The sequence below is a fragment of the Salegentibacter sp. BLCTC genome, assembly GCF_015143665.1.
Taxonomy (GTDB): domain Bacteria; phylum Bacteroidota; class Bacteroidia; order Flavobacteriales; family Flavobacteriaceae; genus Salegentibacter; species Salegentibacter maritimus.
Genome location: NZ_WYEW01000003.1, coordinates 530546 through 553841 on the forward strand (window position 1 = coordinate 530546; position 23296 = coordinate 553841).

Genomic DNA, 23296 nt, shown 5'->3' on the forward strand with positions numbered 1-23296 from the left:
ATGAAAAAAATACTTGTAGTAGCAGAATCTATAGACGTTGAAGATAGTAGTGGTACCAAAGGAAGGGTGGCTCTAATAAAAAACCTGTATAAGGCGGGTTTTGAGTTGCAGGTATATCATTATACACGAAAGAATATTGAGCTGGAGAACATCCCCTGCCATGCGATTAAAGAGAACCGAAGAAGTTTGCTGTTTTTTTTAAGTAGGTTAGAACGCTATTTGCGCTATTGGTTTAACCTAAAAGTTTATAAACAGATAGAACAGGCATTCGGATTTTCTTTTACCCTTTTTAATGATAGAAACAGTATTGTTAGGGCATTAAATAAAATAACGGATTTTGATCCAGACCTGGTATTAACTTTAAGTAAAGGAGGAAGTTATCGCCCACATCATGCCCTGTTAAAGCTTCCCGGGTGGCATTCTAAGTGGGTAGCTTATATTCATGATCCTTATCCTTTTGCTTGCTACCCAAGACCTTATGACTGGGTGGAGCCGGGTTACTTAAAAAAGAGGAAGTTTTTTTTGAAGCTTGGGGAAAAGGCTAGCCATATAGCTTACCCCAGTAAGCTATTGGCAGAGTTGATGGAAAGTTACTATGCACCTATGAGGGGGAAAAGGCTGATAATTCCACATCAAACTTTTGAAAGTAACACCGCAGCTATAAATTTACCTGCGTATTTTAAAAATAATGCATTTTCATTGGTACATGCGGGAACCTTACTTGGTCCAAGAAATCCGCGTAGTTTAATTAAGGCTTTTCAAAAGTTTATTCAGGAAAATCCGGAAGCAGCAGATCATAGCCAATTAATTTTCATTGGTAGAAAATCTAAATATTCAAAAGAGTTTAAGGAAGTAATGCAAGTATTTCCGCAGTTTTATAGTAGTGAGGCGTATATTCCATTTTCTAAGGTACTGGCTATTCAAAATAATGCTGCGGTAAATATAATCCTTGAGGCAAAAAGCTCTATAAGTCCTTTTCTGCCGGGAAAATTTCCCCACTGTATTCAGGCAGGTAAACCAATTTTGTTATTGGGCCCTTATTACAGCGAGTCTAAAAGATTACTGGGAAATGATTATCCCTGGTGGAGTGAGATTGATGATGAACATAAAATATTTGCTATGATAGAAGAACTGTATAGTAATTGGAAATCAAATAATAGTCAATGCGATTACCATAGCCTGGGTAAATATCTTTCAGAAACTTATCTAAGCGATCAAATTTCAAGCTTATAAATGAAAATCCTAATGCTCTCCATCTTCGCTCCGCATTTTTTTAACTGGACCAAACAGTTGGAAGATTCGGGGCATGAGGTTTATTGGCTGGATGTTTTTGACTCTAATACAGAGGTTGCTCAAATAGAATTTGTAGGGCAAATTACAGGCTGGCGTTATAAATGGGATTTCCCCGGAAGGTATTTTCTTAAAAATCAAATGCCTGGCCTAAATAGTTTTATCAATAAATTCAATGAACGAGAATTAGCAGAGGTATTTAACCAAAAACTACAGGAAATAGAACCAGATTTGGTTCATATGTTTGTTATGCATCTTTCCTGTTTTCCTATTCAAAAAATAATTAATAGAAACCCGAAAATAAAATGGGCTTATTCCTCCTGGGGGAGCGATTTATATTATTATAAAGATAAAAAGGCAGCAGCAGAGAAAATTAAAAAAATTCTGCCTTCTATAAATTTTATGTTTTCAGATTGCTATAGGGACTTTCAAATTGCTAAAGACCTTGGGTTTTCGGGGGAATTTCTAGGAGTCTTTCCCGGTGGTGGAGGTTATGATTTTAATCGATTAAACCCTTTTATAACTTCCTTGCCTTCACGAAATACCATTCTTATAAAAGGTTACCAGGGAAAGCACGGAAGGTGCGTCCAGGTCTTAAAAGCCATGGTTGCATTGAAACCAGATTGCAGTAATTATAATATTGTTGTTTTCGGTGGAAATGAAGAGGTTAAAAGTTTTATATTGGGTTCTGAGTTAAAGGATTGGAATAATCTAAAGATGTTAGGACGTATTCCGCATAATGAAGTTATTAAATTAATGGGCCAAAGTTTGGTATATATAGGAAACAGCCTTTCAGATGGAATGCCAAATACTTTACTTGAGGCCATAATAATGGGTGCATTTCCCATACAGTCCAATCCCGGAGGCGCGACAGCAGAATTAATTATAGATGGAAGAAATGGAAAATTGATCCATGATCCTGAAAATCCTCAGGAAATAGAAACTAAGTTACGAAGTGTTCTAAATAATGATACTCATCTCGAGGAGGCTGTAGAATATAATTTGAAAATAATAAAGCCTTCATTAGAAAGAAATACTATTAAAAAACAGGTCCTTAAAAAGTACCAATATATAGAAGATCAATTATGATTATTCTTTATCCGCCTTCCTTTAAGTCATTGGGTAAAAAGGTAATGCTGTTTTCAAAATACAGCCTGGATGGCGAAACTTATACGCTTTGGTATAAGTTTCCAGAAAAGTATAGAGATTACCTGGTAGTTGAAAGATTGGATGCATTTTTAGTAGGCTTATTGTTTCTGGGATTAAAAACCGGAAAGGATATTTATGTAAAGGGGCCTGTTTCACATCGTCTATATTACGCTATTAATCACTATTTAATAGAAATTCTTTGTGCAGCCAATCCTTCCTATAAAAAAATAAAAGTTATAGCAGAGGAATTGAATAAAAGGGATTTAAATGTCGTGAACTCGGCAGGAACAGGTCTTTCTTGTGGAGTAGATTCATTTGCTACTTATTACGACCATATAGAAGAGGAGGGAAACTTTAAAATAAAATATTTTACATTTTTTGATGTTGGTTCCCATGGGGTTTTTAAAGGTAAAAGGGCTGGTGAGATTTTTAATGAGAGATTAAATAACTCGAGTGAATTTGCAAAAAAGGTCGGGAAGGAGCTAATTACCGTTGAATCTAATTTAAGTGAGGTTCTGGATTTACCTTTTCAAGCAACAAATACATTACGTAACATTTCTTGTGTGCTGAATCTCCAAAAACTATTTAAAAATTATTATTTCGCCTCATCTTATCCATATAAGTATTTTAAACTGGATCCATCTGATACTACTTATTATGATATCTGGAACCTACATTTATTATCAACCGAGTCGACAACTTTTTTCTCCTCGGTTCCCGGGTTAACACGCATAGAAAAAACCGCCCTGATTAGTAATTTCCAAAATACCTATAAATTTTTGGATGTGTGTTTATCACCAGATAAAGACTGTGATTTTAAGAATTGTACCCGTTGTGAAAAATGTTTGCGAACGGCTTTAACCTTAGACTTATTAGATGAACTTGAAAATTATAATGGGGTTTTTGACCTAAACGCCTATGGAAAGCAAAAGGATAGGTATATAGCAAAAGTCCTATATACCAGGAAAACTAATATTTTTAGTGAAGAGTTATATGCTTTATTAAAGGAGAAAAATATTCTTACAAAGACTCATTATTATGCTAAAATTAAATATGGTTTAGAATTGAAGTGGCTAAGGTTCAAAAAAAGTATTAAAGTTGTAATTAAAAAAGTGTAATTTGATTTCTTTAATTTATGCCCATCGTAACCGTGACACCAAAAGAATAAAAATATCTTTTGAGTCTTTGCAAAGGCAGGAGTTGCAAAATTTTGAAGTGATCTTTTTAGATTATGGAAGCAAAAATGCGCTTGTAGAGGAACTGAAAGTGCTTGCCACCGAATTTCCGTTTGTTCGTTTTTTTCATTTGCCTGTACCCCAGCTTTTATGGAATAAAAGTAAAGCTCTTAACTATGGGATTTTAAAGGCAAAAGGAGATTATGTCTTTATTGCGGATATCGATCTTGTTTTTCATCGGCGAACAACTGCTTTATGGAATAAGCTATTGAATCCCGATAGGTTTTATTTGTTTCAGTTGGGATATTTAGAAAAAGAAGAATCAGAAAAACTTTTTGGGAATTATGAATTTGATGCTTTAAAACCGGGCAGAACAGGAACTGTAAACGGCATGATCTTAACTTCCCACGAAAGCCTTCTGGAGGTGAAGGGTTTGGACGAATTTTTTCATTTCTATGGGTCTGAAGACGAAGATTTATTTGCCCGATTGGAAAGTGCGGGCTATCAAAGAGAACTAAGAAAGGAAGCATATGTTTACCACAATTGGCATCAAAGTTTTTCAGGTTCAGAAGATAAACTGCTTACAGGGAATCCACGGATGAAAAATATTATGCGTATTAATCAAAGACACTTTCAACGTAATAGAGATCGGGGTATAATAAAACCTTTAAGGCAGGAAAAAATAGGGGAATTTATAACTACCGAAAGATCTGCTGTTTTAAATAATCCCGATATAATACTTGAAATTCCCAATATACTTGCCAGGGTAGAGCATTTTTTAAGAGAAGAGCTGCCTTCCCGAAAAGGAGAGGTGGTAAAGGCTGTATTTTTTGAGGAGGATTACTATAAGTCTACCAAATACAAATTAAAGCTAAGATTAGGAAAACAAACACAGCCCTATGTCTCTATGAAACAGGTGAATGATATGATCTTAAAAGAGATTTTATATAATTATAGAGATCATAATTATTCTTTTCGGGTAGAGCAAAACCTAAAAAGAATTGTTTTTATTTTAGAGGTTTAAATAACTTGCGCTACCTAAACTCTAAACATTATAATATACAAGAGATTTAATGTCCCTAAAGTTAAAATTTAAAGAAAGCTTATTTCACCTATTGGAGCTGCTGCCCGAGAAACAGGGCTATTATGCTTACCATACAATTCAAAACCTCGCTAACAGGCAGAATATGTTAGATCGGCTAAAAACCAACACTTTCAGTTTTAGTGGTTTGCAAAGATTGTTACAGGAAAATAAGCTATCCTTAGAAGGGAAAAATGTTTTAGAAATCGGTTCGGGATGGGCACCTGTTATGCCTTACCTGATGCTTTACAGGGGAAAAGCAAAATCGGTTTCCAGTTTCGACCTAAACCGGCATTTTAATAGGAAACGAATTCGCGAATTGAACGAGGTTTTTCTATCGGAATATGGTATTAATGTTAGGGCCGCGCCTAAAAGCGAATGGGATTTACCAAAAGAGATTGCGTATTATCCCAATACCAACCTAATAAATATAGAATGGCCGGAAACAGACCTTATATTTTCCCGGTTTGTTCTGGAACACGTAAAGCCGGAAGATCTTCGGTTAATGCACCAAAAATTTAAAGCCGATTTAAAGCCGGGGAGCATAATAGTACATTTAATTTCTCCAAGCGATCACCGTGCCTATGTAGATAAAAAATTGAGTCTGCAGGACTTCTTGCAATACAGCGAAGCCCAGTGGCGAAAGAAACAAACCAGGTTTGATTATCATAATAGATTAAGGCTTCCACAATATAAAGCTATTTTTAAAGCCGCAGGCTTGGAGCTGTTGCATATTGAGTATGATCAACCCGATGTTGACTCTTTTAAGAGGTTCAAATCTTTAAACATACATACAGATTTTAAAAAATTTACAGATAAAGAATTGACGGCAGGATCCATTAATGTGGTTTTGAGGGTGTAAAGGGAAATAAAACCTGTTTCTTTCTCCAGATAACCGGTGTATCAAAACTAATTCGGTTCTAACAAGAATCTTTGTAATTACTAAGCACTTCGACTTTCGACTCCTACGTCGTCGGCTCAGTGTGACAGCGTGTTTTAATAATTAGAGCAATGTCAGGCTGAGCGCAACTGAAAGGAGGATTGCTATCACCAATTAACGAATCCCGAATTAACGAATCCCGAATCAACCAATCACCAATCAACGAATCCCGAATTAACGAATCACGAATCAACCAATCACGAATCAACCAATCACGAATCAACCAATCACGAATCAACCAATCACCAATTAACTAGTTAACTAAATAACCAATCAAATTAATTAACTTGCTTCTAAAATTTGAAAACTATTTATGTTTATAATCGCTGAAATTGGGCAGGCCCACGAAGGAAGTCTTGGAATGGCTTTATCTTATATAGATGCACTGGCAGAAACCGGGGTAGATGCCGTTAAATTCCAGGTGCATATGGCAGCGGCCGAAAGCAGTGAGTTCGAGCCTTTTCGTGTGAAGTTTAGCCAGCAGGACAAAACCCGTCTCAATTATTGGAAACGTATGGAGTTTTCCCCGGAAGAATGGAAGCTATTAAAGCAAAAATGCGAAGAAAAAGCAGTGGAGTTCCTTGCTTCACCTTTTAGTAATGCTGCCGTAGATCTTTTAGAGGAACTAGGGGTAAAAAGTTATAAGCTTGGTTCTGGAGAAGTGAATAATTTTTTGTTGCTGGAAAAAATAGCCGGAACCGGGAAGCCGGTAATTCTTTCCTCCGGAATGAGCTCTCTTAAAGAATTAGATAAAACGGTAGAATTTCTTAAAAGTCGGAATGTTGAATTTTCTGTGCTTCAATGCACCACGGCTTATCCTACTACAGCTCAAAATTATGGGCTCAATGTGATTAGGGAATTAAAAGAGCGGTATGATGTGCCAATTGGTTATTCCGATCATTCTGCGAAAATAGAAACCTGTATTGCCGCTACGGCCCTTGGTGCTGAAATTCTTGAATTTCACGCAGTTTTTGATAGGCGTAGCTTCGGACCCGACGCAACTTCTTCACTTGAAATTGATGAGGTAAAAACCCTGGTACAAGCCGTAAATAACATTCAAAATTCTTTGCGTTGTAGGGTAGATAAAACAGACAACTCTCAGTATAAAGAACTGAAAAATATTTTTGAAAAATCCCTGGCTGTAAATAAGCATTTACCTGCTGGCCATAAATTAACTTTTAATGATCTGGAAGCAAAAAAACCAAAAGGCTATGGTATAGATGCTTCAAAATTTGAACAGGTATTAGGCAAAGAATTAAATAAAGAAAAGAGACAATGGGAATTTTTAAATTGGGAAGATGTTGGGGGGAGTCTATAGTCTTTAGAAGATGATTTTTTGTGACAGCGCGTTTTAATAATTAGAGGAATGTCAGGCTGAGCCTGGATAAACGGCCGGGAGGACGATTATCCAGAAAGTCGAAGCCGGCTTTTTTAAACTTTAACTCTAGCAGCTTACTCTCAAGCACTTCGACTTTCGACTGCTGTGTCGTCGGCTCAGTGTGACAGTTGGTTTTAATAATAAGAGGAATGTCAGGCTGAGCCTGAATAAACGGCCGGGAGGACGATTATTCAGAAAGTCGAAGCCGGCTTTTTTAAACTTTAAACCCTAGCAGCTTACTACAAAGCACTTCGACTTTCGACTCCTGCGTCGTCGGCTCAGTGTGACAGCGTGTTTTATAATGGGGAACTAACAAACCAATATTGTCATGCTGAGCCCATATTTCTGCCCGGAGGGCTGGAATATGGAAAGTCGAAGCAATGTCAGGCTGAGCGCAATTGAAAGGAGGAAAAGCTTGCCCTGAGCGCGTAGCAGTCGAAGGGTCGAAGCCGGCTTTTTTAAACTTTAAACCCTAGCAACCCACTACAAAGCACTTCGACTTTCGCCTCCTGCGTCGTCGGCTCAGTGCGACAGTTGGTTTTAATAATTAGAGCAATGTCAGGCTGAGCCCGACTGAAAGGAGGAAAGTCGAAGCCCCTACCGCGATTAAATTTATTCCTCTAAATTTTCGTCCGGTTTTCCGAATTGCCCGTAACTTTTTGAGAATTTTATAAGAGCCTTCCAATTGCTATTGATTAAAGCTTGTTTTTTTCTGCGGCTCCATCCTTTAATTTGTTTTTCTACCATAATGGCATAGTTAGGATCTGTAAACTGCTCCTGCCATTTTAATACTACAGGGCGTCGGGTAAAGGTATATGCACGCTTAGCATAGCCGGAGTTATGTTCCCATAATCTTCTATTTAGGTTATTGGTGATACCTGTGTAATAAGACTTGTCTTTACATTCAACTATATAGACATAATATAATTTCATATTACAATTTAAGCAATAAAATTATAGTTGTTTACTTATGAGTTACAATGCTGGTTTTAATTTGTTTAAAGCCACTAACTAACTTAACCCCGGTAGCTATTACTACCAAGCACTTCGACTTTCGCCTCCTGCGTCGTCGGCTCAGTGTGACAGCGCGTTTTATAATGGGGAACTAACAAACCAATATTGTCATGCTGAGCCCATATTTCTGCCCGGAGGGCTGGAATATGGAAAGTCGAAGCAATGTCAGGCTGAGCCCGACTGAAAGGAGAATTGCTATCACCAATTAACCAATCCCGAATTAACCAATCACCAATTAACGAATCCCGAATTAACTATTCTCCACGCTCTCCACTCTTTTCTCTAAAGCCAAAAACTATAGCCCCAGTCTACCGACTACCGACTAATTTATTTACATTTGTTTGAACCTGAAAATCACCTATGCTTCAAATTGTTCACCAGCGTGCTGAAAAGATTATCTGTGTAAATTATAAAGGAACGCCTTTGGAGATTGAAGAAACGAATCTTTGTAAGGCTTTTTGGGTTTTAGCCGAAAACTATCCCGATGAGTTGATTTGCTGGTGTGAAGAAACCTATACCCAGAAGTTTGACGAAAGTTTTTTAAAGGAAATATTTGGCCACAATCTTATCATGGCCTCCTATGCTTTGGAGCACTCTTATTTTTCCGACAGGATTGGCTATATTGATCAACATCCATCTATAAATATTAATCCCGAAGTGCCTTATGGTACCTGGAGGATGAGTACAGATGCCGGTGGTATAAAGGGGGGTATCTTGTCTAAATTTCAGCAAACTTTTGGAAACATACAGGATTTTGGATTTTTATTAAATGCTATTGCTAAATCTGGACAACACAATGGGCTATTCTGTTATTCAGACCCTCGTTTTTTTACTCCCAAACTGAAAAAAGACTATAATCTGCGGCCTGTAGCAGGTGTTTCAGAGCTATTTTCTTTTGTGTATGTTCATTATAAAACAGCAAGACTTTGGTTATTGTTTTGGTGTTTTGTAAAGTTTGAAGGCTCTTTTCCCATACTTTCCCTTTTGCGATCATTGTTTAGAAAAAAAGTTTTTCTAAAGGAAATTGATTTTGGAAAGGTAGGGTTGAAAAGAATAGAAAAGACAGTGAAGCCTTATAGTCTGGATGTGATTATACCAACCCTGGGACGAAGAGAATATTTATTACAGGTTTTAGAAGATTTAACAAAACAAAGTGTATTACCGAAAAAAGTAATTATCGTAGAGCAAAATCCCGATCCTAATTCCCAAACAGATTTGCCGGAACTTACTACGGAAGAATGGCCGTTTAAACTGATACATCATTTTATACACAAAACAGGCGCCTGTACAGCCAGGAATATGGCTCTGGAAGAAGTAGATGCCGATTGGGTCTTTTTTGCCGATGATGATAACAGGATGGAAAGTGATGTTCTGGAAAAATCTTTAATTGAATTAGAGGCATATAATATTAATTGTTTAACCCTTAATTATATTCAACCCGGGGAAATTTTATTTTTTGATAAAAGAAAACAATGGGGAACCTTTGGGGCAGGAAATAGTATAGTTAGAAGTGTTTTTGCGAAAAAAATAAGGTTCGATGCGGCTTTTAACTATGGCTACGGTGAAGACATGGAGTATGGTATGCAACTGCGAAATGCCGGTTGTGATATTATTTATCATCCAGATATAAAAATTGTTCATTTAAAAGCTCCCAGGGGTGGGTTTCGGGAAGTATCGTTGCCGCCCTGGAAAGAAGATGATCCAAAACCGGCACCTACCATTATGTTGTTTGCTGAAAAATATTATACTTCTATACAGAAAAAAGGTTTTAAGACAGAACTTTTCCTACGTAATTATAGTCTAAGCAAAAACCTTAATCCCATAAAGTATTGGAAAAATATGCAACTGCGTTGGCTTAAAAGCGAGACCTGGGCTAAAAAACTAATGCTAAAATAACTTTGGAATGAAGTTTTTAATAAGTCAGAGAGCCCTTACCGAAAATGATTTCCAGAAACTGGAGCAAAAATATAAGTTTCAGGAAATAGCAATTGGCCCCTACAACATTTTGAAAGAAAAAGAAACCGAAGTGTATGATGGGAGCGAATGTAAAGCTTTTATAGATGGGTATATACGGGATTTTAATGTTTCCTGTTCGCAGCTGGGATTTCAAATTGAAAGTGCTATTGACTTAATTAGCAAACAATGGCCCGTTCCCAACTCAATAAGTGGCTCTTTTTCTGCTGCGATTATACAAGAAAGCAGTGGGGAGCTTATTATTTGTAATGATGCCATTGGCGTATATCCGCTATATTATTTAACAGGGGAGGAAGGTTTTTATATTTCTAATAGCCTGGCCTGGTTAGGAGCATTATCGGAAACGGCCGGAGATGAAGTGGGTTTATTTCAACGCGCTTATTGCCCTGAATTTGCAAATATTGGATCCAGAACAATCTTAAAAGATGTAAAGCGCCTTTTACCCGGCGAATGGATTAGGTTTGGTAAGTTGGGGAGCATCCTGGAAAAAAAATACGATAATGAATTATACCGGGAACTTTCTAAAAATATTTCGCCTTCAAATTACTGGCAAGCTTTTAAAAAGGAGCTGTCTTATTGTTTAGCAGAAGAGAAGAACCTACATATAGCCCTTAGCGGAGGAATGGATAGTAGGTTGCTAATTGGTGGTGTTCCGAAGAATAAAAAAGTCTTTTGTCATACCTATGGTGATAAATATTTTTATGAGACCCGTATCGCCAGGCGCATTGCCGGGATTTACAAGGCTGATTTTAAGAATTATTCCTGCCCGCAATTAAACTTTCCGGAGAAAAAAATTATTGAAAAATATACCCTTGAAACAGAGGCCGTCTATATAAATAATTGGCTTGAAATTTTAGAAGGACAAGATCTAAAGAAAAAGGAAAGTATTTTGGTAGGGGATATGACAGAGTCTTTACAGGGAAGAAACTTGCCGATGAAAAAAAGCTGGAAAAATTTTAATCAGTATTATCACGGGCGAAAGGAGTATTCTTTAACCGGGAATACCAGGGAAAAATTTCAAGACTGGAAAAGAACTATAATAGGGAAATATACCGGTTTGGCTTCTCAAAAGCATATTGATAGGTTAAAATTAAATATATCGGAGAAAAATCTCAAAGATGAAATTATAAAGGATATAGAAAAGCTAATAGATAGAATAGAAGCCCATAACCTTGCTTATATGGAGCTTGTTGCCGAATTATTTTCCTGGTTTACACATTCCCGAATTCCTATGGGAAAACAAATACTTATCTTAAATTCTAAGTTTAAAGCCTATTGCGTACCTATGTCTGTTCAAATACTTCGCTTAACCAGTAATATACATCCGGGTTTAAGGCTAGGTGGCAGGTATATAAAATCTTTGTTTACTTCGGTAGCAGAATTAAGGCCCGGGGCGAGTGTGCCTACAGCCCAAATACCATTTGTAGCTTTTAAATCGCCGGAAATATTCAAGTTACCAATTTGGTTTTTAAGATCTGAAATAGACGATTTTCTTATTAAACGGTTAATGAAGTCTGCCAACCCAAAGAAAAGATATCGCTTGTTGAAATCCTTTAATTGGGTAAAGGTGTATCAGCAGCCCCAAATGGAAACAAGATTACGATCTTATTTTAAAAAGTCTTATTTAGGGGAAGAATATACCAATGCTATAATTGCCGGGGCTTTGGCGAGAAAAGACCTGAAGCAATGGCCCCTTAGTAATACCAATATAATTAATGCTGCAGCATTAAATGAAGAATTAGCTCTTATAAAACTTCTTACAAAGAATGAAATTTAACTTAATTGTTTGTACATACCGGCGAAGTAAAGCAATAGAGCGGTTAATGCAATCGGTAAAAGAGCAAACTTTATATCCCGATGAGATTCTTGTGATTGATGCTTCTCCAAACGATTTAACTAAAAAGCTTTTGGAGGTAAAGAAGTATCCGGCTTTAAAGTATTTTAAGGTAGGAAAGGAAAACAGTGGCTTAACCCGGCAGCGCAATTATGGGATAAAACATTCCGCTAAGGCTATGGATGTGCTTTGTTTTCTTGATGATGATATAGTGCTGGAACCTAATTATTTTGAGAAATTAATTGCTAGCTACAAACAATATCCTGATGCCATTGGAGTTGGAGGGCAAATAAAGGATGATGTTAATTGGAGAAAAGTGCCGGCGAATTATAAAGCTCATTTTAAAGAATTTGTAATTGATAATTATGTAAGGCCCCTGGGACAAAGAAATGTGCTTAGAAAAAGCTTGGGATTACTTTCTGATAAACCTCCGGGTTTTATGCCCGATTTCTCCCATGGTTTTTCCACTGGCTTTTTACCGCCTTCAGGAGAAATATATCAGGTAGAATTCTTTATGGGTGGGGTGGCCTCATATAAACATCGACTTTTTTCAGAAATAAATTTTTCAGAAAAGTTTATAGGATATGGCCTATATGAAGACATGGACTTTTGTTTACGAGCTTCGCGATTAGGCCAATTATATGTAAATACAGCAGCTAGAGTAGCACATTTGCACGATGAGGCTGGTAGGCCTAATCATTATAAATATGGAGAAATGGTGGTTAAAAATGGCTACTATGTTTGGAAATTAAAAAATCCAAACCCTTCAGCTAAAGCAGCCATTAAATTTTGGGGAATCCATATTTTGTTGTTATTGATTAGATTTGTTAATGGATTTAACAAAGATAAAAGTGGGTTTGATGATGCCAGGGGAAGATTTAAAAGTCTTATCGCTATGATTAAACTCTAATATCCAATGATAGAAATTAGAACTTATTTGCCGTAATTCAATGAGTGGTCAAAGAACAGATATTATTTTATTATTAACGGGTACTATTGAGAGAAACTCTTCAGATGTCCTTGCAGTAAAGGATCCGGAGATAAGAAAGCAACAATACCTGGATGCTATCTCGTTCTATTTAAATCATACATCTTTTAAAATTATTTTTGCTGAAAACTCGGGAAATTCCCTGGCCAACGATTTTCCGGAGTCTGATAGATTGGAATTTATAAGCTTTAACTCTCCAAAAATTTCACCGGATAGGGGGAAAGGTTATAAAGAATTAGAGATTATGGATTATGCCATTAAAAATTCAAGGTTTATTAAGAATTCCAGTTTAATTGTTAAGATAACAGGTAGGTTAAAGGTTTTGAATATTAATAAGTTAGTTGGTTTTACTCATAATTTTGATTATTCAAATAATGGATTAATACTTTCTAATATTTACAAAAGACTAAAAATGGACTCGAGATGTTTTTTGTTTTCTATAGATTTCTGGCCTTACCTTCAGGAAAATGGAAAGGCAATTAATGTAGGTTTTTCATTTGAAAAAGCTTTATGGAAGGCAATTGTAGACTTTAAAAATAAAGGCAGTGGAACATATAGACAATTTTCTCAACCTTTAAGGATTAAAGGTATTAGCGGTGGCTTTGGAATGCCATATAAACATGGGGTATTAATAATTTTTGCTAAAAAGCTAAAGCACTATCTGAATTTTTATACCTATTCAGAAATTTTAAAATAAGTAGTTAAAAATGACTAACGATTAACTAATGCAAACCGTTTTTATAGCTTTTACCTTAAAGAATTCTTCGGTGGCCGAATTTTTTGTGAGCCTGGCAAATAAACTATCAAAAACGCATAGGGTATTTATTTTTACATACGCTACTGAAGCTCATGATTTAAGTCTGGATAGTTCTATAGAAGTTTTGGAGTGGCCTTCCAAAAGACCTACAAAACTTGCAGATTTTAGGTTTTTAGTGAAAAATATCAGGGAATATAAGCCCAAAACTTTAATTGCCAGTTTTGGAGCGGTAAATCTGTTTATGCTCGCAGGTTTTCTATTAAAAGTGAAACACCGGGTGGCCTGGTACCATACCCTAACCAGCCAGTTAGAATTTAAGCGTCTGCTTTTTTGGAGAAAAAAAGCTATTTATAAACTTGCAACACGTATAATAGCCAACTCAGCATCGGCAGAATTAGATGTGATAAAGGCCTTTGGTATTAATAAAAATAAAGTAGAAGTTATTTCGAATGCTGTAAATAATCCTTGTATTACTGCTGAAACAAATAGGCATAAACTGGTTTATGCAGGAAGGTTACATAGTATAAAAGGAATTAAAGTACTTTTTAAGGCTCTGGAAATTGTTAAGGAAAAATATCCGGATATAATATTGGAGGTTATAGGTGGGGAAGATGAGCCAGGAATGATGAGCGAACTCCTGCAGCTTACAAAGAAATTAAAATTAGAGGAAAATGTTCAGTTTGCCGGTAGCCGCCAAAAAGACTATGTACTGCAGGCCTTTTCAACAGCTTATTGCAGTATTGTTCCTTCTTATTTTGAAGCTTTTGGATATGTTGTAATTGAAAGTTTTTCGGTGCATACGCCGGTAATAGGGTCTAATACTACAGGGATAGCCGAAATTATTCAAAATGAATCAAGCGGCTTATTGTTTGAACCTGGAAACCATGGGGAGTTGGCATCGCAAATAAATAGATTATTAACACGGCCGCAATTGAGGGATAAACTTTCAGAAAAGGCATATGAGCAGTTTTTGAAGAAGTACGAATTAAACCGGGTAATAGGTGATTTTGTTGGGCAATCTATTATCTTTAAATAAGGTTTTTGGTTAAATGAACAGGGAAAGGGAGGAAATAAATAAAAGGCAAAGAGATTTTTATCAAAATTTCGATAAGAATTTACCCAGTAAGGCCTGGTCTTATTTTAGAAATAAGGCTTTGAATAGCCTTAAGAAACAAATTGGTGTAGAAAAAGATATTTATAATTTACATAAAAGCTGGTTTGGAGATCTTGAACAAAAAAAAGTACTTGATCTTGGGTGTTATGCCGGAAATGTTTTGAGCCTTCACCTGGCCCAACATTCTAAGGAATACCTGGGAATAGATCTTAGTCCTAAAGGGATAGCAGTTCTAAATAAAAGACTGGAAGGTATTGAAGGCGCCAACGCAAAAGTTATAGATTTTCTTTCAGAAGATTTTAAAGAGAAAGATTTCGACCTGATCTATGCTTACGGTGTTTTACATCATTTTAAAGATGTAGAGGAATTGATAGAAAAATTACAGGAAAAGCTAGCCCCCCGTGGAGAGATTATTGGTTATGATCCCCTTCAAACCAGCAGGCCTATAAAACTTTTAAGGAATCTATATAGACCTTTTCAAAGCGACCGGGATTGGGAATGGCCTTTTTCAAAAGAAACTTATTATAAATTTGAAAAGGCTTTTTATGTAAAAGAGCGTAGGGGAGTTTTGGGAAGGGCCAAATGGAGTGCCCTTCTAAATCTTTTACCTATTTCCGAAGAAAAAAAAATAACAAAGGCCAAAACCTGGCACCTGGAAGATTGGGAGAAATCTGTTAATAATGATAAACATTTGTTCTCCTGTATGCATATAAGTTTACGCCTTGTTAAAAAGCCTGTAAAATGAAATTTGCTGTTTTTACTCACGTAATTCATGGCATAAAAAACGGCAGCTTTTATGCTTATAGTCCTTATATACGGGAAATGAATTTATGGCTGAAATATGTAGATGAAGTAGAAATTGTAGCAGCTTTAGACGAAGAGAGTAATAAAGAAGGGGAGATTAGTCCACAAGGAGAATATTACAAGCATTCTAATATTACTTTTACCGAAATTTCATCTTTTCATCTACTAAACTTTCTTGCGGTTTTAGATACTTTACTAAAAATCCCATTTATTTTCTTTAGAATCCTGGGCGCGATGCACAGGGCAGATCATTTACATATACGCTGCCCGGGCAACATTGGATTATTGGCTGCAATTGCCCAAATTTTTTTTCCAAAGAAGCCCAAGACGGTAAAATATGCCGGGAATTGGGACCCTAAAGCTACCCAGCCCCTTACCTATAAACTTCAGAAGAAAATTTTAGGAAATACTTTTTTTACCAGGAATGCAAAAGTTTTGGTCTATGGTGACTGGCCACAGCAGTCTGATAATATTTTTCCTTTATTTACAGCGAGTTTTTCTGAAAAAGAAAAAGAACTTATTAAGAAAGACTTTAAACCACCTTATAAGTTTATTTTTTCCGGAAACCTTGTAGAAGGGAAAGGGGTTGACAAGGCAATTGAATTCATTAAGGTTTTAAGCACTAACAACCTGGACTGCCGGTTGGAGATTTATGGAGATGGTATCCTTGAAAAGGACTTAAGAGAACTGGTCGAAAATGAAAGTTTAAAAAAATATGTGCATTTTAAGGGACGGGTAGATTTAGCAACTTTAAAAGAAGCTTATCGCGATGCACATTTTACGTTGCTTTTGTCCAAAAGTGAAGGCTGGCCTAAAGCAATTGCTGAAGGAATGTGGTATGGATGTATTCCAATCGCTACTTCTGTAAGTTGTGTGCCATGGATGCTAAATTACGGGGAGCGTGGTGTAATTATTTCGGATATAGATCAGAGAATAAAGAATAGAGAAAAAAGAGAAGAGAGAAGAGATGATAAAGAAAATTTTCTGAGTAAACAACTACCGGATAAATTTCATAGAGGCCGTCAGTTCGAGTGTTCCGACGAGAGTAGGGATGTATCGAGAACAGGTTTTTCTGAAAAAGATTTGTTAGAAATACTAAGCCTAATAACAAATCCGGAAAAATTAAAACAAATGTCTATTGCCGCCCAGAAATGGAGTCAGCAATATACACTGGAGAGGTTTGAAAGGGCAATCCGGGGAATGATTTAGGGTTTAAGGTTCCGCGTTCAGGGTTCAACGTAAATGCTTACTTTGCTATACATTATTGTTGAATATAAATATTTATTAGATGGCAAAGGTTGAACATTTCGAAGATCTGGAGGTTTGGCAGTTGGGACAGGAGATATGTAGGGAAGTTGAATATCTTTTTTTAAATACGTCGCTGGGTAAAAGATATAAATTGAGAGATCAAATGGATAGTAGCTCAGGGTCTATTATGGATAATATTGCCGAAGGATTTGGTAGGGGAGGAAATATGGAATTCCGTAACTTCCTTGGATATTCTAGAGGATCCTGTACCGAATTAAAATCTCAGCTTTATCGAGCCAGAGATAAGAATCTGATTTCAGAAGAAAGGTTTAAAAATTTATCCGAAAAATGCGAAAAGGAAATCGCAAAGCTCACAGCTTTTATTTCATTCCTAAACCGATCAGATTTCAAAGGCTCAAAATTTAGAAAAGAATAAAGATGAAGGTTCAGGGGGCAAATTTCAACGATTACAGTTTGACATCACGTTGAACATTAAACGTTAAACGAAGAACAATTTGAACATTAAACGGTGAACATATTTAAAAAGTACAGGTGATTAAAGGCCAACAGAAGAAACTAAGAATATTACAACTAACCGATACCTTAAACCCCGGTGGAGCAGAGCGTATGGCAGTTAACCTGGCTAATTCCCTGAAGCTGGAAGTAGAGGCTTCCTATATATGTTGTACCAGGCAGGAAGGAATGTTAAAAAGGGAGCTGAAAAATGGAGTTGGATATTTGTTTTTGAACAAAAAACACAGTCTCGATCTACGAGCATTTTTGAAATTAAAAAGCTTTGTAAAAAAAGAACAAATAGAACTTGTTCATGCCCACGGGACTTCCTGGTTTTGGGGAGTGCTTTTAAAATTATCTGGATTAAAAATAAAGCTGGTTTGGCATGATCACTACGGGGAGTCGGAGCATCTGGAGCAAAGGAATATTAGAATTTTAAAACCTCTTTCCCGATATTTTGATGGAATAATTTCGGTTAACGAGGCCCTTAAAAATTGGGCGCAAGTAAAATTAAAGTCGCAAACAGTAGTGCAGCTGAACAATTTTATTTGCGTTTCAGACAGATCAAATACCGATAGTTCTTTAAAAGGCAGTTCCACTGATTTTAAAATTGTCTGTGTCGCTAATCTCCGTCCACAGAAAGATCATCTAAATCTGCTTGCGGCTTTTGAGAAAATTAGCAAAAAAGGGGTTAGTTTGCATCTTATTGGAGCCGATCCGGGTACTGCTTATTCAAAAATGCTTAGGAAAGAAATCCTGAACTTTACGAAGCCAATTTATTATTACGGAAGCATTACAGAAGTGGCAGGGTTACTTCATCAGGCTCATTTAGGAGTGTTGAGCTCCAGTTCTGAAGGTTTGCCGCTAGCACTTTTAGAATATGCTTTTGCCGGGTTGCCGGTAGTTTATACCAATGTTGGCCAATGTAAGGAGGTTATGGCAGAAAATGCTTTGGGAGTTCCTGCAAAAAACGCAGATGCCCTGGCTGCAGCTATTGAAAGATATTATTCGAATAATGAATTTGGAGAGCAGGATGCGAGATGCCTACAAAAAAGGATTAAAAAATTATATTCAAAAGAAGAGGTTCTTCCATTATTTTTAAAATTTTATAATAACTTGATAAAAGATAATGGCCGGCACAAGTAGATATCAATTTAATTATGTAGAACTGCTCCTGATTCATTTGGGAATGGCTTTGGCCGTATATTTTTTTCGACCTTCATCTTCATTTATTCTGTTAGGGGTTATTGTTTATTTCTTGTTTTTAACCATTGTAAATGAAAACAAGAATAACGAAGCACTCATGGGAGCGGCGTATATTGCCGGAGGAGAAGTGTTCTTTAGACAAACTGATGCCATGTTTTTTTACGAAACGGGAAAATATATGGTAATTGTTTACTTACTAATAGGGATGTTCTTTAAAGGCACCTCTTCCCGTACCGCACCTTATTGGACCTATCTTTTTATACTCATTCCGGGAATAGTGGTGGCATCTATAACGATGAGCTATGATTCTGAAGTTAGAAAATTAGTTGCATTTAATTTAAGTGGCCCTGTTGCTTTAGGTGTCAGCGCAATTTATTGTTACTATAAAAAAATTCAAGAAAGGGATTTTAAGTCGGTTATTTCTTTTCTGTTAATGCCATTAATTGCGCATATGTTTTACTTATATCTTTATACACCTAGTATGATGGATGTAGGAATTAATCTTCAGGCAAATTATGCTGCTACCGGTGGGTATGGCCCTAATCAGATTTCTACGGTTTTTGGTTTTGGGGCTGTTTTGTTGGCTATGCGTTTATTTGTGGTTAGGCATAAAATTATAAACTTAATAGATCTGGTTTTATTAGGGATGATGGGGTATCGGGCTTTGATAACATTTTCTCGTGGAGGGGTGTTTACTGCTGTTATCTGTATAGCTGCATTCCTTATTTTCCTATATTATAAAAGAGCTGCTCGTGAGAGGAATCGTTTAAATTTTAAGATCTTTCTTCTTGGAGGTACAATTTTACTATTATGGTTGTTTTCATTAGTCCAAACCGGAGGGCTATTGGGAAATCGTTATACCAATAGGGATGCTGCCGGAGAATTAAAGAAAGATATAACCACCGGTAGGGCCGAATTGATAGAAACCGAATTACAGGCCTTTATTAATCATCCGGTTACCGGAATAGGAGTTGGAAAGGGATATGAATATAGACTGGAGAACCAGGGCATATCTATTGCCACTCACAATGAACTTAGTAGAATGCTATCTGAACACGGCTTGTTGGGGCTGGTTGCTATTCTTATTCTTATCCTGGTTCCTATAATTTTCTGGACAAAATTTAAGAACAATTATTATTTTTTGGCGTTCTTAGCCTTTTGGTTTTTAACCATTAATCATTCGGCTATGCGAATTGCCTTACCGGCATTTGTGTATGGATTGGCCTTATTATATATAGTAGATGACAAAAAGCATCCTGTACATAGGAAACGACTTACAAATCAATAGCTTTACAGCTACTTATATTTCTTTTTTCAGCAAAATGTTGCGTAAGGAAGGTTATAAGGTAAAAACTGCTTCTACCCGAAGCAATAAAGGACTGCGGCTTATTGAAATGTTGGGGCTGATTGTGCGCTATCATAAAACAACCGATGTGGTGCTTATTGATACCTATGGTGCTATGAACTTTTACTATGCCTATTTGGTTGCCAAAACCTGTCAGGCTTATCATGTAGATTATATTCCCATTTTACACGGTGGGAACCTTCCCGATCGTTTACGTGCTTCTAAAAAATTTAGCCAAAGCCTGTTTGGAAGGGCAAAGGTTAATATAGCACCATCTAAATTTTTGTACGATATTTTTAAAGCTGAAGGCTTTATTAATACCCAAATTATTCCAAATGCAATTCAAATGGAGAATTATCCGTTTAAAAAGCGAGAGGAATTTGCGCCTAAGTTGTTGTGGGTTAGGCGTTTTCAGAAGCGATATAATCCTATTATGGCTTTGGAAGTTTTGTTATTACTTAAAAAAGATTATCCAAAGGCAGCACTTTGTATGGTAGGGCCAGATAAGGATGGAACTATGAAAGCCTGTAAAAAATTTGCAGAGAAACACCAACTTAATGTGCGGTTTACGGGGAAGCTAAAGAAAAAAGATTGGGCAAAGCTTTCAAAAAATTATAACTTTTTTATAAATACCACCAATATAGATAATACCCCTATTAGCGTTATTGAGGCTATGAGTCTTGGATTGGCAGTGGTTTCTACCAATATTGGTGGTATGCCCATGCTTATTGATCATAATAAAAATGGGATATTGGTGCCGGTTAAGGATGCAAAAACCATGGCTTCCGAAATAAGTAAACTTGTTGAGGATAGTGAAAAGGCACAACTCCTGTCTAAAAATGCCAGGGATAAAGTAGAAGCTTTTGCCTGGAAAAAGGTGAAAACCGATTGGAATGAGATCCTAAACTCATGAAAAACTTGCTTTATATTGGTAATGAGTTACAGCCCAGGGGAGGTAGCCCAACTACAATAGATAGATTAGCTCCACTCTTTAAAAATGAAGGTTTTCAGGTGAAAACATCTTCCTCAAGAGAAAATAAGTTGTTGAGATTGGCAGAGATGATGACTTCTGTTATCAGCAATAAACCCTGGTTAGATGTGGTGCTTATAGACACTTATAGTACCAGAAATTTTTGGTATGCGGTGCTTACCGCAGAACTTTGCAAAAAACTCGCTTTGGATTATATTTTGTTGTTACATGGGGGCGAGCTGCCAAAAAGAATAAAAAAAAGCCCGGGATTATCGGTTTCTTTATTCGAAGGTGCAAAACTAAATATTGCTCCTTCTTATTATCTTTTTCAAAAATTTAAGGAAGCGGGTTTTAGAAATATTAAGTACATACCTAATTTCATTTGTCTTGAAGATTACCCCTATAAAATAAGAAAAACTGTAGCTCCCAAATTACTATGGGTTCGGGCTTTTTCAAAAATTTACAATCCGATATTGGCCATAAAAGTTTTAGAAGAAGTTTTAAAAAACTATCCTAACGCACAGCTTTGTATGGTGGGGCCAAAAAAAGATGAATCTTATAAAGAATGCCTAACTTATGCAGAAGAGAATAACCTACCAGTAAAGTTTACCGGGAAATTATCAAAACCTGAATGGATTGAGCTTTCTAAAGATTATGATATTTTTCTAAACACCACGAATGTAGATAATACCCCTGTGAGTGTCCTGGAAGCCATGGCTTTGGGGTTTCCTATTATTTCTACTGAAGTAGGAGGAATCCCTTATTTAATTCAGGATAAACAAAACGGATTGCTCGTGCCGCCAAAAAATAAACTGTCTATGGTAAATGCCGTTAGAAGCCTCTTAGGAAATTCGGTTTTAGCCGAAAACTTAAGTCAAAATGCAAGACAGAAGGCCGAAAAATTCAACTGGCAAATAGTAAAAAAAGATTGGAATGAGGTTTTAAAATAAATATGGAGGAAATAAGAAGGTGGTTTGTAATAACAGTAAAAAAATAGGAAATATTGGAAACTCCCGCAGCGATGATTTTTTCCATTTTATTTGATAATAAGAGGTAGAAATCAAAAAAAATATATCTTTAATCCCTAAGTAGGTAAACCATGTCTCAAAGGCCACTTTTACATTTTGAAATCTCTGAGCGTAAGGTATTACTACGCTTGTTAGACTCTGTGTGTATTTTAACCAGCCTTGGTTTAATAGGAGTTATCTTTGAATTCGATTACTTTAGAATAAATTCTGAGAACTGGTATTGGACCCTTGTATTGCTGCTTTATTTTAACTTTTTTGCAAGTATATTTGAACTCTACGATCTGCAAAAGGCTTCTAAGTTTGACAGTGTTTTGCAAAATTCTATACTTTGTTCTGCAACCACTGTGGGCTTCTATATGCTTACACCTATTTTAACACCAAGCCTTCCAGACAACAGGTTACAGATTCTTTTTTTCTTTCTTGCCATTTTGTTGCCATTGTTATTGTGGCGCTTAATTTATATCACTTTAATTTCATCTCCACGTTTTTATAAACGAGTATTGGTAGTTGGCAATTCTTTTGATATTAATCGAATTAGCTCCGATCTTCAAAAGACCGATCCAAACTATTTAGTGGTAGGTTATATTAAAACCGAAGATCAAATTCCATTAGAAATTAAGGAAGAAAAGTTAATTAGGTTTGAAGTTGAAGATATCAAGGCGGCTATTAAAAAATACCATATCAATGAAATTGTGGTAGCCAGTGGATATAAAAGGGGCTTAATGTTGTCGCTGTATAATCAATTAAGTTATTTATTAAAAAAGGGTTTTCCTATTAAGGATTATACCCAGGTTTATGAAGAAGTAACCCAAAGGATCCCGGTGCAACACGTAGACAAAGACTTTTACAGATATTTTCCTTTTAGTAGAAGTAATAAAAATACGTTTTATCAGGTTTTTTTTAGAATATTTGATGTGGTTATTGCCGTTATGGGCTTACTGTTTTTCGCATTCATTCTTCCTTTTATCTTATTGGCAAATCTATTAGGTAACCGTGGTTCACTTTTTTACCGACAGGAAAGAATAGGTAAATATGGCGATGTTTTTAGGATTTTAAAGTTAAGGACTATGGTTAAAGATGCTGAAGTGAATGGGCCACAATATGCCGAAAAAAATGATTTACGAACCACGCGCTTCGGAAAATTCTTAAGAAGATCGCGAATAGATGAAATTCCTCAGTTTTATAATGTTTTAAAGGGAGAGATGAGCCTGATAGGCCCAAGGCCTGAAAGACCTGTTTTTGTTGCAGAATTATCCAGGGCGATTCCTTTTTATGAAACCCGCCACGTTGTAAAACCCGGTCTAACGGGTTGGGCCCAGGTAAAAGGCGAATATGGTAATGGCCAGGCCGATAGCCTGGTAAAATTGCAATACGATCTTTATTATATAAAACACCGAAGCATTTTTTTAGATTTAAATATTCTCTTAAAAACTTTTAGCACCGTAATTTTCTTTAGAGGGCAGTGATCCAGTATTCAGTATTCAGAAT

The 23296-nt window shown here is 36.3% G+C and carries 20 protein-coding genes; 19 read left to right on the forward strand and 1 reads right to left on the reverse strand.

The window, feature by feature from the left end:
* The 6 genes from GUB10_RS05720 (at position 1) to GUB10_RS05745 (ending at position 6953) form a co-directional block, all read left to right on the forward strand.
* Positions 1-1233 (forward strand): UDP-glycosyltransferase, encoded by a 1233-nt coding sequence (locus GUB10_RS05720; protein WP_227740312.1) that lies wholly within the window; start codon positions 1-3, stop codon positions 1231-1233.
* Positions 1234-2379 carry a glycosyltransferase family 4 protein gene (locus tag GUB10_RS05725; protein WP_227740313.1) on the forward strand — a complete coding sequence of 382 codons (1146 nt, stop codon included), beginning with the start codon at positions 1234-1236 and terminating at the stop codon, positions 2377-2379.
* Positions 2376-3557 (forward strand): hypothetical protein, encoded by a 1182-nt coding sequence (locus GUB10_RS05730; RefSeq protein ID WP_193710468.1) that lies wholly within the window; start codon positions 2376-2378, stop codon positions 3555-3557. Before GUB10_RS05725 ends, GUB10_RS05730 begins: the two co-directional genes overlap by 4 nt.
* A 1-nt stretch (position 3558) precedes the next feature.
* Entirely contained in the window at positions 3559-4638 is a 1080-nt protein-coding gene (locus GUB10_RS05735; RefSeq protein ID WP_193710469.1) for a glycosyltransferase family 2 protein, read from the forward strand.
* Between the two features lie 49 nt (positions 4639-4687).
* Positions 4688-5557 carry a methyltransferase domain-containing protein gene (locus tag GUB10_RS05740; RefSeq protein ID WP_193710470.1) on the forward strand — a complete coding sequence of 290 codons (870 nt, stop codon included), beginning with the start codon at positions 4688-4690 and terminating at the stop codon, positions 5555-5557.
* Between the two features lie 391 nt (positions 5558-5948).
* The gene (locus GUB10_RS05745; RefSeq protein ID WP_193710471.1) at positions 5949-6953 is read left to right on the forward strand and encodes an N-acetylneuraminate synthase family protein; all 1005 of its coding nucleotides are present in this window, start codon (positions 5949-5951) and stop codon (positions 6951-6953) included.
* 672 nt (positions 6954-7625) lie between these two features.
* On the opposite strand, the gene GUB10_RS05750 is transcribed toward GUB10_RS05745, so the two are convergent.
* Complete coding sequence (locus tag GUB10_RS05750) at positions 7626-7946, reverse strand: GIY-YIG nuclease family protein (RefSeq protein WP_193710472.1); 321 nt, start codon at positions 7944-7946, stop codon at positions 7626-7628.
* 441 nt (positions 7947-8387) lie between these two features.
* Here GUB10_RS05750 and GUB10_RS05755 point away from each other — a divergent pair, with 441 nt between their 5' ends.
* The 13 genes from GUB10_RS05755 (at position 8388) to GUB10_RS05815 (ending at position 23274) form a co-directional block, all read left to right on the forward strand.
* Positions 8388-9923, forward strand: coding sequence for a glycosyltransferase family 2 protein (locus GUB10_RS05755; RefSeq protein WP_193710473.1), 1536 nt, complete (start codon positions 8388-8390; stop codon positions 9921-9923).
* 7 nt (positions 9924-9930) lie between these two features.
* Positions 9931-11778 (forward strand): hypothetical protein, encoded by a 1848-nt coding sequence (locus tag GUB10_RS05760; protein WP_193710474.1) that lies wholly within the window; start codon positions 9931-9933, stop codon positions 11776-11778.
* Positions 11768-12745 (forward strand): glycosyltransferase family 2 protein, encoded by a 978-nt coding sequence (locus GUB10_RS05765; RefSeq protein ID WP_193710475.1) that lies wholly within the window; start codon positions 11768-11770, stop codon positions 12743-12745. Before GUB10_RS05760 ends, GUB10_RS05765 begins: the two co-directional genes overlap by 11 nt.
* A 40-nt stretch (positions 12746-12785) precedes the next feature.
* Positions 12786-13520 (forward strand): hypothetical protein, encoded by a 735-nt coding sequence (locus tag GUB10_RS05770; RefSeq protein ID WP_193710476.1) that lies wholly within the window; start codon positions 12786-12788, stop codon positions 13518-13520.
* 28 nt (positions 13521-13548) lie between these two features.
* Entirely contained in the window at positions 13549-14616 is a 1068-nt protein-coding gene (locus tag GUB10_RS05775; RefSeq protein WP_193710477.1) for a glycosyltransferase family 4 protein, read from the forward strand.
* 13 nt (positions 14617-14629) lie between these two features.
* Positions 14630-15439 (forward strand): bifunctional 2-polyprenyl-6-hydroxyphenol methylase/3-demethylubiquinol 3-O-methyltransferase UbiG, encoded by an 810-nt coding sequence (locus GUB10_RS05780; RefSeq protein WP_193710478.1) that lies wholly within the window; start codon positions 14630-14632, stop codon positions 15437-15439.
* Positions 15436-16707: a glycosyltransferase family 4 protein gene (locus GUB10_RS05785; RefSeq protein ID WP_193710479.1), complete on the forward strand. Its 1272-nt coding sequence runs from the start codon at positions 15436-15438 to the stop codon at positions 16705-16707. Before GUB10_RS05780 ends, GUB10_RS05785 begins: the two co-directional genes overlap by 4 nt.
* A gap of 79 nt (positions 16708-16786) precedes the next feature.
* On the forward strand, positions 16787-17182 hold the full coding sequence (locus GUB10_RS05790) for a four helix bundle protein (RefSeq protein ID WP_193710480.1): 396 nt from the start codon (positions 16787-16789) through the stop codon (positions 17180-17182).
* A gap of 116 nt (positions 17183-17298) precedes the next feature.
* Positions 17299-18405, forward strand: a complete 1107-nt coding sequence (locus GUB10_RS16120; RefSeq protein ID WP_193710481.1) for a glycosyltransferase — start codon at positions 17299-17301, stop codon at positions 18403-18405.
* Entirely contained in the window at positions 18389-19753 is a 1365-nt protein-coding gene (locus GUB10_RS05800) for an O-antigen ligase (RefSeq protein ID WP_193710482.1), read from the forward strand. Before GUB10_RS16120 ends, GUB10_RS05800 begins: the two co-directional genes overlap by 17 nt.
* On the forward strand, positions 19707-20723 hold the full coding sequence (locus GUB10_RS05805; RefSeq protein WP_193710483.1) for a glycosyltransferase family 4 protein: 1017 nt from the start codon (positions 19707-19709) through the stop codon (positions 20721-20723). Before GUB10_RS05800 ends, GUB10_RS05805 begins: the two co-directional genes overlap by 47 nt.
* Positions 20720-21730, forward strand: coding sequence for a glycosyltransferase family 4 protein (locus GUB10_RS05810; protein ID WP_193710484.1), 1011 nt, complete (start codon positions 20720-20722; stop codon positions 21728-21730). Before GUB10_RS05805 ends, GUB10_RS05810 begins: the two co-directional genes overlap by 4 nt.
* A 149-nt stretch (positions 21731-21879) precedes the next feature.
* On the forward strand, positions 21880-23274 hold the full coding sequence (locus GUB10_RS05815; protein ID WP_193710485.1) for an exopolysaccharide biosynthesis polyprenyl glycosylphosphotransferase: 1395 nt from the start codon (positions 21880-21882) through the stop codon (positions 23272-23274).
* The last annotated feature ends 22 nt before the right edge of the window (positions 23275-23296 follow it).